The organism is Polycladomyces abyssicola (assembly GCF_018326425.1).
Taxonomy (GTDB): Bacteria; Bacillota; Bacilli; order Thermoactinomycetales; family JIR-001; genus Polycladomyces; species Polycladomyces abyssicola.
The window spans coordinates 1,514,512-1,527,620 of the sequence record NZ_AP024601.1 but is presented as its reverse complement, the minus strand read 5'-3'; the positions used below and the strand labels follow the sequence as shown (position 1 = coordinate 1,527,620).

The 13,109-nt window shown below is 55.5% G+C and carries 10 protein-coding genes and 1 other annotated feature; of the genes, 4 read left to right on the top strand and 6 right to left on the bottom strand.

Features of this window, described 5'->3' with window-relative positions; genetic code table 11:
* Window positions 1-101: 101 nt before the first annotated feature.
* The 4 genes from KI215_RS07560 to KI215_RS07545 form a co-directional block, all read right to left on the bottom strand.
* A complete protein-coding gene (locus tag KI215_RS07560; RefSeq protein WP_212774913.1) occupies window positions 102-2,453 on the bottom strand; it encodes an aerobic carbon-monoxide dehydrogenase large subunit in 2,352 nt (783 codons plus the stop codon).
* A complete protein-coding gene (locus KI215_RS07555) occupies window positions 2,434-2,949 on the bottom strand; it encodes a (2Fe-2S)-binding protein (protein WP_212774912.1) in 516 nt (171 codons plus the stop codon). The genes KI215_RS07560 and KI215_RS07555 overlap by 20 nt, the downstream gene beginning before the upstream one ends.
* Complete coding sequence (locus KI215_RS07550) at window positions 2,946-3,830, bottom strand: FAD binding domain-containing protein (RefSeq protein ID WP_212774911.1); 885 nt, start codon at window positions 3,828-3,830, stop codon at window positions 2,946-2,948. The genes KI215_RS07555 and KI215_RS07550 overlap by 4 nt, the downstream gene beginning before the upstream one ends.
* A gap of 498 nt (window positions 3,831-4,328) precedes the next feature.
* Window positions 4,329-5,615, bottom strand: coding sequence for an MFS transporter (locus KI215_RS07545; RefSeq protein ID WP_212774910.1), 1,287 nt, complete (start codon window positions 5,613-5,615; stop codon window positions 4,329-4,331).
* Between the two features lie 95 nt (window positions 5,616-5,710).
* On the opposite strand from KI215_RS07545, the gene KI215_RS07540 reads away from it, so the two are divergent.
* Complete coding sequence (locus KI215_RS07540; RefSeq protein ID WP_212774909.1) at window positions 5,711-6,283, top strand: CGNR zinc finger domain-containing protein; 573 nt, start codon at window positions 5,711-5,713, stop codon at window positions 6,281-6,283.
* 193 nt (window positions 6,284-6,476) lie between these two features.
* Here KI215_RS07540 and KI215_RS07535 read toward each other — a convergent pair whose 3' ends face one another.
* Both KI215_RS07535 and KI215_RS07530 read right to left on the bottom strand, forming a co-directional pair.
* The gene (locus tag KI215_RS07535; protein ID WP_212774908.1) at window positions 6,477-6,638 is read right to left on the bottom strand and encodes a hypothetical protein; all 162 of its coding nucleotides are present in this window, start codon (window positions 6,636-6,638) and stop codon (window positions 6,477-6,479) included.
* Window positions 6,639-6,783: 145 nt separating this feature from the next.
* Window positions 6,784-8,925, bottom strand: coding sequence for an ATP-dependent helicase (locus KI215_RS07530; RefSeq protein ID WP_212774907.1), 2,142 nt, complete (start codon window positions 8,923-8,925; stop codon window positions 6,784-6,786).
* A gap of 244 nt (window positions 8,926-9,169) precedes the next feature.
* Window positions 9,170-9,407: a binding site (T-box leader), on the top strand.
* Between the two features lie 70 nt (window positions 9,408-9,477).
* Between KI215_RS07530 and KI215_RS07525 the strand changes: the two genes are divergently transcribed.
* The 3 genes from KI215_RS07525 (at window position 9,478) to KI215_RS07515 (ending at window position 13,100) form a co-directional block, all read left to right on the top strand.
* Window positions 9,478-10,656 (top strand): pyridoxal-phosphate-dependent aminotransferase family protein, encoded by a 1,179-nt coding sequence (locus KI215_RS07525; protein WP_212774906.1) that lies wholly within the window; start codon window positions 9,478-9,480, stop codon window positions 10,654-10,656.
* Window positions 10,622-12,202 (top strand): phosphoglycerate dehydrogenase, encoded by a 1,581-nt coding sequence (gene serA / locus KI215_RS07520; protein ID WP_212774905.1) that lies wholly within the window; start codon window positions 10,622-10,624, stop codon window positions 12,200-12,202. Before KI215_RS07525 ends, serA begins: the two co-directional genes overlap by 35 nt.
* Before the next feature lie 196 nt (window positions 12,203-12,398).
* Complete coding sequence (locus KI215_RS07515; RefSeq protein WP_212774904.1) at window positions 12,399-13,100, top strand: SDR family oxidoreductase; 702 nt, start codon at window positions 12,399-12,401, stop codon at window positions 13,098-13,100.
* Window positions 13,101-13,109 lie beyond the last annotated feature (9 nt).

The following is a 13,109-nucleotide window of genomic DNA, read 5'->3' as shown; positions in this document are numbered from 1 at the left end:
ATCCGCTCCTGCGCTGATCGACGCAAAAACAAGCCGGGGGCGGCCCTCACGCGGTCGGGAGAAGCCGTCTTTCGCCCCGTCCGTCCTCTGTTCAAGCTGTGTCACTCGGTCACTCCATGCTCGCGCAGGATTTTCCACACCTTCCACGGGAATATGGGCATGTCAATATGTTCGACCCCCAGCGGTGCCAGGGCGTCCACCACCGCGTTTACAAACGCCGCCGGCGAGCCAACGTTCGGTGACTCACCCACACCCTTCGCCCCGATAGGATGGTGAGGTGAGGGCGTCACGGTCCGATCGGTCTCCCACTTCGGGGTGTCCAACGCGGTCGGGACCAAGTAATCCATCCAGTTCGTCGCCAGACAGTTTCCGTCCTCGTCGAAGGGAATATCCTGCATGAACGCAATCGCAAAGCCTTCCGTCAATCCCCCGTGCACCTGTCCCTCAACGATCATTGGGTTGATCACGGTGCCACAATCGTCGACAGCGAGAAAACGGCGAACTTTGACTGCGCCCGTTCCCTTGTCGATGTCGACGACCGCGATATATGCTCCGTGAGGAAAAGTGAGATTGGGTGGATCATAATAGTACGTAGCTTCCAGCCCTGGCTCCATTCCCTCCGGCACATTGGTGTACGCCGCAAATGCGATGTCTTTCATCGTGACAGTCCTGCTGGCAAGGCCTTTGGCGGAAAATGCTACGCCATCAAAAACCACATCCTCTTCCCCCACTTCCAGCAGGTGTGCCGCAATTTTCTTTGCCTTTTCGCGGATCCGCCGGGCGCAGAGCGCAGCGGCACCACCGGCAGTCGGGGTGGATCGGCTGGCGTAGGTTCCCAGTCCGTAAGGGGCGGTATCGGTATCCCCCTCTTCGACGATGACATCGTCCGTACTTAGCCCCAACTCCTGTGCGATAATCTGGGCGAACGTCGTCTCATGCCCCTGACCCTGATGGCGTACCCCCAACCGGGCAATCACTTTTCCCGTCGGATGGACGCGAATTTGGGCGCTGTCGAACATCTTGATCCCCATGATGTCGAAGGTGTGGCTAGGCCCCGCACCGACAACCTCGGTGAAGGTGGAAATACCGATGCCCATCAATTCCCCGCGGGCCCGCTTTTCTGCCTGTTCCTTGCGTAACTCTTCGTAGCCGATTTTCTCCAACGCCAGAGCCAGCGTTTTCTCGTAGTCGCCGCTGTCATAGGTCCAGCCCGTCGGCGACTTATACGGGAACTGTTCCTTACGGATGAAGTTGCGTTTCCGCAACTCAGCTGGATCGACGCCTACACGGCGAGCGAGTACATCCATCACGCGCTCGATCAAATACGCAGCCTCGGTCACACGGAACGAACAGCGGTAGGCGACCCCGCCTGGAGCCTTGTTCGTATACACGCCGTCGACCTCGACGAACGCTTCCTTGAAGTTGTAGGAGCCCGTAACGATGCTGAACAATCCAGCCGGGAATTTGGACGGATCGGCCGCTGCGTCAAAGGCTCCGTGATCGGCAATCGTTTTTACCCGCAGCGCCAACACCCGCCCGTCTTCCTCAGCGGCGATCTCGGCAGTCATATGGTAATCACGCGCAAAGCCAGTACTGGTGGTGTTTTCGGTGCGCGTTTCGATCCACTTGACGGGTTTGCCCAGCTTGAGCGAGGCCACGACTGCGCAAACATATCCGGGATAAACGGGGACCTTGTTGCCGAAACCGCCCCCGACGTCCGGCGAAATCACGCGAATCTGGTGCTCCGGCAGGCCGCTGACCAACGACAAGACAGTGCGGTGGGCATGCGGTGCCTGGGACGTCACGTACCATGTCAGCTTGCCGGTCGCCGTATTGTAGTCGGCGATACAGCCGCACGGTTCGAGCGGCGACGGATGGACGCGGGGAAAACGCACATCCTGCTTGACCACCACCGGCGCGTTCCGGAACAGTTCTTCCGTCGCTTCCTTGTCGCCCGCCTCCCAGTGAAAAATGAGGTTGGACTTCTGCTCCCTGTCCTCACGCAGAATCGGAGCGTCCGGCTCAAGCGCCTTGAACGGATCGACGACAACGGGAAGCGGTTCGTAATCGACATAGACAAGCTGTGCGGCATCTACAGCCTGCTCGCGCGTCTCGGCGATAACCGCAGCCACCTCCTGATACTGATACAGCACCTTCCCGGTCGCCAGCACCATTTGTTGGTCATTGGCCATGGTAGGCATCCAGGCCAAGTTCATGGCCGCCAGATCTTCACCGGTGATCACCAGCTTGACGCCCGGCGCTTGCATCGCCTCCGAAGTATCTATGCTCTTGATCCGAGCATGCGCGTACGGACTGCGAACCAAACACATGTACAGCATACCGGGTAACACGATATCATCGATATAACGACCCTTGCCGCGGATGAAACGCGGGTCCTCCTTACGCCCGACGGACTTCCCCAATGGGCGCAACTCAGTCTGACGAACTGCCACTGGCTGCCACCTCCTTGGAAGGTTCAGCAGATGCATCGGCCAATTTTGACGCAGCCGATCGGATGGCTTTCACGATGTTCATATATCCCGTGCAACGGCAGAGGTTTCCAGAAATGCCCCTCCGGATCTCCTCTTCCGACGGGTCCGGATTAGTTTGCAACAGAGCGTAACCGGACATCAGCATACCAGGAGTACAGTAGCCGCATTGCAGACCATGCTCCTCCCAAAAAGCCGTTTGCAACGGATGCAACTCGCCATCCTGTTCCAACCCTTCGACTGTCATCACATCACGTCCGTCTGCCTGAACAGCCAACACCGTACACGATTTGACTGCCTTGCCGTCGAGTAGTACCGTGCAGGCACCGCAACTGGTCGTATCGCATCCAACGTGTGTACCGGTAAGCCCCAGGTCATCCCGCAAATAGTAGACCAGCAGCTTCCGCGGCTCCACATCTGATTCATATGTCTGCCCGTTGACGCGAACCCGGATCTTCATCGGAGTACCACCTCTCCCTGCAGTTCTTTGGCGATATCGGACAATCCCCGCTTGGCGAACACGCGCAGGACGTCTCTTTTGTACTCCGCGCTGCCGCGCAGATCGTCCGTTGGATCGGAATCTTCCGGAACCAAGCGGGAGACAGCCTCAATCGTCTCCGGAGTCAGTTTCTTGCCCAGCAAATACTCCTCCGCACGCTTCCCGCGCAACGGAACCGGACCGCAGGCGCAAATGCCAAATCCCGCCACGGTTACGATCCCATCGGAATCCAGCTCAACGTGGATGGCGAGTCCCGCAATCGCAAAGTCGCCGGCTTTCCGTTCAATCTTCAAATACCGTCCGGCTGCTCTGCCCGTCGGCGTCGGAACGAGTACCGCCGTGGCAATCTCGTTCTCCTCCAGCGCCGGGGTAAACGTGTCCACGAAAAAGTCGTCGATGGGAATCTGCCGTTTCCCACCGGGACCAACCGCCTCCACTTGGGCATGCAATGCCAACATGGCCGCCCCCCAGTCAGAGGCTGGATCGGCGTGCGCCAGCGACCCGCAGACCGTGCCCAAGTTGCGCACCAGAGGATCGGCAATCCAGACGGCTGTTTCGGCCAACAACGGATACCGATCCCTCAACTCAGCCGCATGCTCCAGCTCCGAGTGTCTGGTCAACGCTCCGATCCGAAGGAAACTGTTTTCCTCCCGCCACCCTTTTAACTCGTCAATGCCGTTGATGTCGATCAGGATCGGTGGCGCGGCCACGCGCAGTTTCATCATCGGCAGCAGACTTTGTCCTCCTGCGAGCAACTTCGCGTCGTAGCCGTATCGCTGCAACAGTTCGACCGCTTCCCCCAGTGTGGTAGGAGCAATGTACTCAAACGAGTTCGGAAACAACGCAGAACCTCCTTTGCTTGTAGTTGCGTTGCGGCAGCGGACGAATGGACGTTGTCAATCCCGAACATTTTACAGATCGGCCTGACTTGATTGTCTGCAACAATGAGAGTCACGATGATCATCCTAGAACTCGCAAATACCCCGACAACTTTTTGGTACTCAGTAGAAATGCAAGCGTTTTCATAGAAGGGTGAGTTATAGAAAGGTAAGTTGGGGAAAGATGGAATTTGGATCCGGATCAATTTCAGAAGTAACGTATTTCGCGACCGATCCTGAGTCGTCTTAACGCCGGACGCCCACAACGCTTTTGGATGAGGTGTTCTCCTATTTTTATAATAAGGAGAATAAACAATATAGTCAATTATTTTTACCTGTTTATAATTATGAAAAGTATGGGACAGAAAGACTCACCGACCGCTTCAATTTTCAAGTCAATCGTTAGTATCCATCGTCAAGCAACACGGCTTCCACTTCAGCCGGAGCATCTCTAATGCTGTTTCAGACGAGCCGCGTGCCTGTTTCCCCACATCTCTCCATCTCCCCGGGCATCTCTCGCAGTCGAGAGACAGGAGACAACAAAATCCAACCCATGGCTGAAAGCGTGCCCAATGCACCGATCACCAACGTAATCCGCAAACCGAAATACGAGCCCAGCATCCCGCCCAACAAAGCCCCGAATGGGGCGGCGGCCGTCACGATGAAACGATAGCAGGCATTGACCCGACCCAGTATGTGTTCAGGTATGATCGCCTGCCGCAAACTGATCACATGCACATTGGAAACCACCAGACCCACTCCGCTGAGAAAAAAGGAGAGCATAAGCGCCGGCACCGTCACATACCACGGTCCACCTACGGCCGGCACCAACAATGGGGCGACACATGCCACCCACATCGCACCCGTGATCGAACGGCCGACGGTCAACCGACGCCCGATCCAACCGGCAAGCAACGAGCCCGCCAACGCTCCCACGCTGGAAGCGGCCATGATCCAACCCAACCAGTCCGGTCCGAGGTGCAACTCCCGCGTCATGAACAATACGTACACAGCCCAACAAACCTGACTGAAAAAATTGTAGGTGGCCGCCTCCCCCGCGATGGCGCGGAGATACGGATCGGACAATACGATGTGTATCCCCTCCCCGATACCGGAAAATAACGGCGGTACAGACGAACAAGACGGTGTCGGTTCTTTTTTTCGGATCGCTGCGAGGAAACAGGCGGAAAGCAGATAAGATACCGCATCCAGCAGGATGACGATCGGGGCGGTCATCATGCCGATCAACACACCGGCCAAACCGGGACCACCAATTTGCGCGATCGAAGCGCTGACTTGCAGTTTGCTGTTTCCTTCCACCAACCTTTCCCTGTCCACCAATGAAGGCAAATACGACTGATACGCCAAGTCGAAGCACACGGTCAACACCCCTACTGACAACGTGACAAAATACAAATACTCAATCCGGAGGATGCCGAGCAGGGCACTGACCGGGATGAACCCGAGCAGCACCGCCCGTCCGATATTGGCGACGATCAGGATCGGTCGGCGTTTGACACGGTCCACCCAAACACCGACCCACAGCGTCAGCAGCAGATACGGCAGTAAGGGAGCGGCATTGAGCATGCCCATCTGAGCCGGAGTCGCCCCAAGCGTGTCCGCAGCCGCCAGCGGCAATGCCAACGCGGTGATTTGCGTGCCGAACAGCGAGATCGTTTCCCCTGTCCAAAACTTCAGGAAGTCCGCCTCTCTCCACAATCCGCTCATTGGCCCGTTTGATTTGCACATGTGCTTCCCACCTTGTTTGTAATCATCTAAATTATTTATACTTATTACAACAAATGAGGATTCTCATCCTTTCGATGACAAAGGGGAAGTGTTTCATGCGATTTTTGTTCATGGATTTTCTCAACAGCGAATGGCGAGACGGGATTCGAGACGACTCCCTGGAAGACCGATTGGACAAGCCCGGCTGGTGGGAAAATGTGATGGCTGATTGGGGGATGACAGTGAACCGACCGATCACAGAGACGGATCGAAAAGAGTTAAAAGCGCTCCGTTCTCGGCTACGTGTTTGGGTGGAAAAATTGGCTGAGGGAAAACAATTAAATGAAGAGGACTTACATCAAATCAACACATACTTGCGCCAAGTCCCAGTTTACAGAGTATTGGACTCGAAAAATGGCGGATATGGCTGGAAACTGCTTCCCGACCAATCGGACTGGCGATGGGTAGCTTCGGAAATCGTCGCCTCCTTGGCCGAATTGCTCGTCCGGCATGATGCGGGACGCATCCGAATTTGTGAAAACCGCCAATGTTTGTGGGTGTTTTACGACGAAAGCAGAAACCGAAGCCGCCGCTGGTGCGATCACCGCACATGCGGAAACCGGATGAACGTGCGCAAACACCGCCAGCGGAAACGGCACAGCAAAGGAGGACAACCGGAAAATGAATGAATCGAAGCAAACCATTTAACAAAATAATTTCGACCAAATTCAATCAGCTCATCTTCAAGCTCCGTATCCTCATCTTCCTCCTCGTCTAACTGTAACTCATCAAAGTCGATGTATTGAGTAAGATCCACCGAGATTATATGGAGTGGATGAGGATAGGGGTGCGAGATACTTTCGACTGAATAGGCCACCACAGCTAAAAACTCACCATCCAGCTCAGTATCAAAAAAGAGACAATTCGTTTTTCAAGATGATTTTTTGCTAAAACTTCCTTTATACCGACAAGAGTTTTTTCCTTCTTCTCATGAATACTTTCCATCACTTTTTCCCTTAAAAGTTGCCAATCCAACTTATTCACCTCTTAGACCCCCATCCCGAGATATCTATACAATTTCAGTCATGCCGGCGCTCGCTTTCATCCCAACCCTGAAGGACTGGGTTTTCCCGCTCGCTCTTGATAAAAAAACAGGACACCGTCAAACACGATGTCCACTAAACCCACATCATTCTTCCGGCAGCAACAACCCCAACTGTCGTGACAACTCGTAATGCAAGGATTGGACACCCGCGGAAAAGCGAATGACAACCTTGCGTCCGGGGGCGACCCCGCCGATCGGCGCCACTTCGATGACCTCTCCTTCTCCCCATTTAACGTGCCGGATCCGATCACCCACGCGGACGGCCTCGCCGTGAAACTTCTGCTGCGGCTGCGGACGCCGTGATGAAGATACCGATACAGACACGGATGGCATCCGCTTCCCTTCCTCGGCCGTTCCCTCCTTCCGATCCGATCCGCCTGCAAATCCCATCTCCCGCAAAAACGGAGACGGTGCCACCCGTTTGCCTTGACGTGTCCGACTGACCGACAGGAACAGCTCCCTTCTCGCCCGCGTGATGCCCACATACAACAATCTCCGTTCCTCTTCCCACGCTTCCGCTTTTTTGTGTTCAGGCACCTGCAAACTGCGTCGATGCGGAAGTACCATGCTATGTAGGCCAATCAGGAATACACGGTCAAATTCCAGCCCTTTCGCCCGGTGAAACGTCATCAAGTGCACACGGGGTTGTTCCGGTCGATGGGATACGACCTCATTCACTTTGGTAACATGGTGCAACAGCTCGTCCCGACCGGAAAACTGAGTCGCCGCTACCGCCAGCTCCTCCACAGGTTCCTTCACCGCGGATTCGTCATTGCCGGTATCTTGGGCAAACGATGAGAGAAACGCATCGTAACCGATTTGTTCCCGGATATAGGCAACTGCCTCTGAGGCATTCATCCCTCGCAACGCTGCCACATCCATAGCCAACTTCTGCAACAGCCGCCGCTGGTAGGATTCCAAACCGGGAAGATCCGCCAATGCTTGTAACAGCGATTGACCCGTCTTTTGGGAGATTGTCCACACCTGATCCATCCAATCCTCCCCGAACAGATACCGCTTCGGTTTGTTGATGATCCGTACCAGTGCATCCAAATCGTTCGGATTATCTGCCAACCGCAGATAAGCCATGACGTCGAGCACTTGCCAACGACGGTAAAAAGACGCATCCCCCTCCGCCACCGCAAACGGCACATCCGCCCGCACCAACGCGTCGATCATCGCGCGGGCCTGGGTCGACGTCCGATACAGTACCGCCGTTTCCACCCCGTCGTCCAATCGGGCGAGAATCTGCCGCGCCTCTTCTTCCTCGTCGGCCGGCTCCATCCACACCGGGTCGGGTCCCTGTTTGCCTGTACCGGTCAATGTTTTTTCTTGTCTGCGGCGATTATGGCGAATCAATCGTTGGCCCAGTGCGATGACTGATTCGGTGGAGCGGTAATTGGTGGACAGTACAATGGTTCGGCAGGGAGAAAACCATGTGCGAACCTCCTGCATCAATCGCGGGTCACTGCCGCGAAAGGAATAGATCGCCTGATCGTCATCCCCGACGACAAACAGATTGCCGCTGGGCGGAGCAAGTATACGCAATGTCTCAAATTGCACCCGGTTGATGTCCTGAAATTCATCTACCAGGACATGTTCCCAATAACCGCACCACACGGATTGTTGCCGGGGGTCCTGAAGCAATCGATACGTTTCAACGAGGATGTCGTCGTAATCCCACACTCCGCTCAGTTGTTTGCGCGATTCATACGCTTGGTACAGGTCGCGAAACAGGATGTTCTTCTCCTTTTTCACCTTTAACCGATCGGGCAAGATCAAATTCCCTTTGCACAAACCGATCTGGTTGAGCAAAGTGGATACCGCCTCATCATCGGCCAGCTGTTCCCGCTCGATCAACAGTTGCCGCAACCACTGCGTCTGCTCCGTTTCCTTCAGCAAACGCGGAACGGAACGTCCTGACCGACGCAACAGGGATAAAAAAAGGGAATGAAATGTGCCGATCCACAATCCGCTGAGCGGTCTTCCCGCCGCTTGCACCAAACGATTTTTCATTTCCCTTGCGGCGGCACGCGTGAAGGTGACCACCATCAGCCGTTCGGGTGACACCCCTTGTTCCAACAAATACAGCACACGGCGCGTCAACACCGTCGTTTTGCCGCTTCCAGGACCCGCAAACACAACAGCAGCCCCTTCCCCGTGCGTCACTGCAGCCTTCTGACTGTCGTTGAGATCCGCCGTCAAAAAGGTCCCGGTTCCCTGCATGCTCCCCCCTCCTTCATCTCCAATTTCCGAGACAAGTCCGATATGGCGCCCCTCCATCGTATCACAAAGAAAATTGAGCTGAACAGAGAGCGAAGACAATTCGGCCACTTTTCACGCCAAGACAAGCGAATAACGAACGTTCCATTCCTCAACGACAATAAACGTTCACATTTTAAGCTGTTGACACCTTTATGTGTCCATGGTAAAGTAAATCCCAAACTTTCCGATAAGCTTGAATCCCGTGTTAACAGCGAGGATGGAGCCAAGCGGTAAAACGGAACCCTCAGAGAGCCGGTGGTTGCTGCGAACCGGTGGTCCGTTGCCGTGGAGCACTCTGGAGCTGTCCGGCTGAACCCTTGAGCAGGCAGTAGGCCGGAACGGCGGAGCCGTTATCCCAGGGTCGCCTTTGGGCAGACCCACCGAGGCTGCAAGTGCAAACTTGCGGCGAATGAGGGTGGCACCACGAGCCTCTCGTCCCTCACCTGCCATAGGAGTAGGTGTGCAGACGAGAGGCTTTTTGATTGTGTTCAAATTTCGGGAGGAGGAAACAGTATGCCGCTCGCAGACAAAACGCATTTGCGCATCCCTGGTCCCACACCGATCCCCCCTCGGGTGCAATGGGCCATGAATCAACCGATGATCGGACATCGCAGCGGGGAATGTTCCCGTTTGGTGGTAGAAAACAGCCGACGGTTACAACCCGTGTTCGGAACAGACCAACCGGTACTCATCGTCACCGGCAGCGGGACGTCGGCTCTGGAAGCGGCCGTCGTAAACGCGGTCGCCCCCGGAGAGGAAGCGGCCGTTGTCGTCACGGGCGCGTTTGGTGATCGATTCGCCAAGATCGTCACGCGCTACGGGATTACGTTGCGTCGTTTGGACATTCCCTGGAGTGAAGCCTGTCAACCGGAAGTACTGGCTGAGTTCCTCCAGCAGCATCCGCAGGTCAAAGCGGTATTTCTCACCTACTGCGAAACGTCCACTGGTGTGCTCAACCCGATCCGTGAGCTTGCCCGTACCGTTCACCAACATTCCGACGCGCTTGTGATCGTCGACGGCGTCAGCTGTTTGGGTGCAGTGGACTGCCGGATGGACGAATGGGGCGTCGACATCATGGTGACCGGTTCACAAAAAGCATTGATGTTGCCACCCGGTCTGGCATTTATCGCTGTCAGCGACCGGGCATGGGAAGTGATCGAGCGCAATCCACGGTCACGGTTTTACCTGGACCTCATCGCCTATCGCGACAATTTGACCAAGCAGACTACCCCATACACACCGGCCGTTTCATTGCTGTTCGGCTTGAAAGAAGTGCTCAACCTGATCCAAGAAGAAGGATTTTCCGCCATCGTGGCGCGCCACCGCCTGATGATGGAGATGTCACGCGCCGGGATTCGCGCATTGGGTTTGGAACTGTTGGCCCCGGATGCGTTCGCTTCTCCCACCGTAACCGCGGTCAAAGGCGGAGGGCAACTGGATGTGGAAGCATTCCGGAAAGAATTGCGCCAGATCGGCGTCGTCGTCGCCGGTGGACAACAACACCTGAAAGGAAAGATTTTCCGCATCGGTCACATGGGGTACTGCGATCCGCTGGACGTATTGACCGTTTTCAACGCCATCGAACTGGCATTGTTCCGCCTGGGCGTGCCGGTTGAACTGGGTTCCGCCGTAAAAGCTTGCGAGGAGGTATGGGCAAATGTATCGCGTACTCATCACGGATCCGCTCAGTGATCAAGGCATTGAGCGTCTGCTCGAGGCAGAAGACGTAGAGGTCGTGAAAAAGACTGGCCTGAGCCCTGAGGAATTGTTGGTCGAGATTGAACATGCCGACGCTTTGCTCGTCCGCAGCCAGACCAAGGTCACCGCCGAAGTGATCCAGGCCGGCAAAAAACTAAAAGCCATCGGCCGCGCCGGGGTGGGTGTCGACAACATCGATGTTGCCGCTGCCACCAGCCGCGGAGTGGTGGTGGTGAACGCACCGGACGGCAACACGATCTCCACAGCGGAACACACCTTTGCCATGTTGATCGCACTGGCGCGCAATATTCCGCAAGCATACCGGTCGACCATCAGTGGCGAATGGAAACGGAAGCAGTTCGTCGGCGTGGAACTGCGCAAGAAAACCCTCGGGATCGTAGGTTTGGGCCGCATCGGAACAGAGGTGGCCAAACGGGCTCACGCATTCGGCATGAAAGTGGTCGCTTTCGACCCGTATCTGACTGCGGAACGTGCCAAAAAAATCGGCGTCACCCAGGCCACCTTGGACGAATTGTACGCCCAAGCGGATTTTATTACCGTTCATACGCCTTTGACCAAAGAAACCCGCCACCTGATCAACCAGGAAGCGTTTGAAAAAATGAAAACCGGCGTACGCATCGTCAACTGCGCCCGCGGCGGTATCATTGACGAGCACGCGCTGTTGGAAGCGATCCAGACCGGAAAAGTGGCTGGTGCCGCGCTGGACGTGTTTGAACAAGAACCGCCCGGCAATCACCCGCTATTCGACTTGCCGCAGGTGATCGTCACCCCGCATTTGGGCGCCTCCACCGTGGAAGCTCAAGAGAACGTAGCGATTGACGTATCGGAAGAGATCCTTCACATCTTGCGGGGTGAACCGTTTAAAAACGCCGTCAACCTGCCGTCCATCCCGGTGGAGTTGCAGGAAAAACTGGCGCCGTATCAAACCCTGGCCGAAAGCCTCGGCCGGTTTATCGCCCAGGCTGCGCCGGGTGCGTTGCATACGGTGACCGTCACGTATTCGGGCGAACTGACGGAACTGGACACCGCACCGCTCACCCGAATGATCATCAAGGGCGCCCTGTCCTATCACCTGTCTGACGTCAACTATGTGAATGCATCATTCCTGGCGCAACAGCGCGGTGTGAACATCACCGAACAAAAAACGTCGCAAACGCGCGGATTCACCAACCTGATCACTGTGGAGATCACCACCGATCAAGAACAGCGGAAAGTATCAGGCACCCTGCTCAACGGCTTCGGACCGCGCATCGTCAAAGTGGATGAGTATCCGATCGACGTAGTACCGGAAGGACATTTGCTGCTTATCCAGCACCAGGACCAACCCGGCGTGATCGGTCGGGTGGGTACCCTTCTCGGGACCCGTAACGTCAACATCGCCTCGATGCAGGTGGGACGCAAACAAATCGGAGGACAAGCCATCATGATGTTGACCGTCGACAAACCGGTCTCCCCCGACATCCTGGCGCAGTTGGCGCAATTGGACGATATTCGTTCAGTCAGGGAAATCGATCTTTAAACTACTCCGGCCCGTTCAGCAGCTGATACAGATAAGATTCTTCTCCCAACAATGGACTCCTTCGCCAAAGCGAAGGAGTTTTGTTTGATGTTCAGTGCCTGCCGCTCGCCTTGTCTCCTTCGCTCGGCGCGTGTTACCATGACGATATTGATCAGACATGACGTTTCACACACACAGCCTAAGGAGGGAGTTATACATGAGCGAACAACGCGTTGCCGTCGTTACAGGTGCCAGCAAAGGATTGGGCAAAGCGATCACCTTGCGGCTGGCAGAAGGCGGTATCACTGTCGTGGCATGCGCACGCAGTGAAGGATTGTTAAAGGAATTGGCCAAAAATAATCCGGAACGGATCCTTCCGTTTGTCTGCGATGTAACCAAAGAGGCGGAAGTGCGGGATGCGATCGCCTACACTGTGGAGACATGCGGTCGATTGGACATCTTGGTCAACAACGCCGGATTGGGCCGATTCGCTCCCGTTCACGAATTGTCCGTAGAGGATTGGGATGCCATGATGAACGTCAACCTCAAAGGCGCCTTTCTTTTCTCAAAACATGCGATCCCGCATCTGATCCGACATAAGGGACATATCGTCAACATCTCCAGCGTTGCCGGTACAGTCACCTTTGCGGGAGGCGGCGCCTACTGTGCTTCCAAATTCGGCCTGATGGCATTGAACGACGTGCTGACGCAGGAATTGAAACCACATGAAGTGAAAGTGACGGCGATTTGCCCCGGATCGATTAAAACGGAGTTTTTCGGGGGTTCCGTCAAACCGTACTACCTTGAACCGGAACACGTCGCGGAAACGGTTTGGCATGTCGTCACCGCACCGCCCGGTGTCATTTACAATCAGGTGATCATGCGCCCGCAAGTCCCGCCGACAGAGCAAAAGAAATGAAAAAATGGA

Bases quoted from the DNA above. Each gene is read 5' to 3' on its own strand.
- KI215_RS07555 (WP_212774912.1), bottom strand. From the start codon at position 2,949: ATGAAGATCCGGGTTCGCGTCAACGGGCAGACATATGAATCAGATGTG.
- KI215_RS07545 (WP_212774910.1), bottom strand. From the start codon at position 5,615: ATGTGCAAATCAAACGGGCCAATGAGCGGATTGTGGAGAGAGGCGGAC.
- KI215_RS07540 (WP_212774909.1), top strand. From the start codon at position 5,711: ATGCGATTTTTGTTCATGGATTTTCTCAACAGCGAATGGCGAGACGGG.
- KI215_RS07530 (WP_212774907.1), bottom strand. From the start codon at position 8,925: ATGCAGGGAACCGGGACCTTTTTGACGGCGGATCTCAACGACAGTCAG.
- KI215_RS07525 (WP_212774906.1), top strand. From the start codon at position 9,478: ATGCCGCTCGCAGACAAAACGCATTTGCGCATCCCTGGTCCCACACCG.
- serA (WP_212774905.1), top strand. From the start codon at position 10,622: ATGTATCGCGTACTCATCACGGATCCGCTCAGTGATCAAGGCATTGAG.
- KI215_RS07515 (WP_212774904.1), top strand. From the start codon at position 12,399: ATGAGCGAACAACGCGTTGCCGTCGTTACAGGTGCCAGCAAAGGATTG.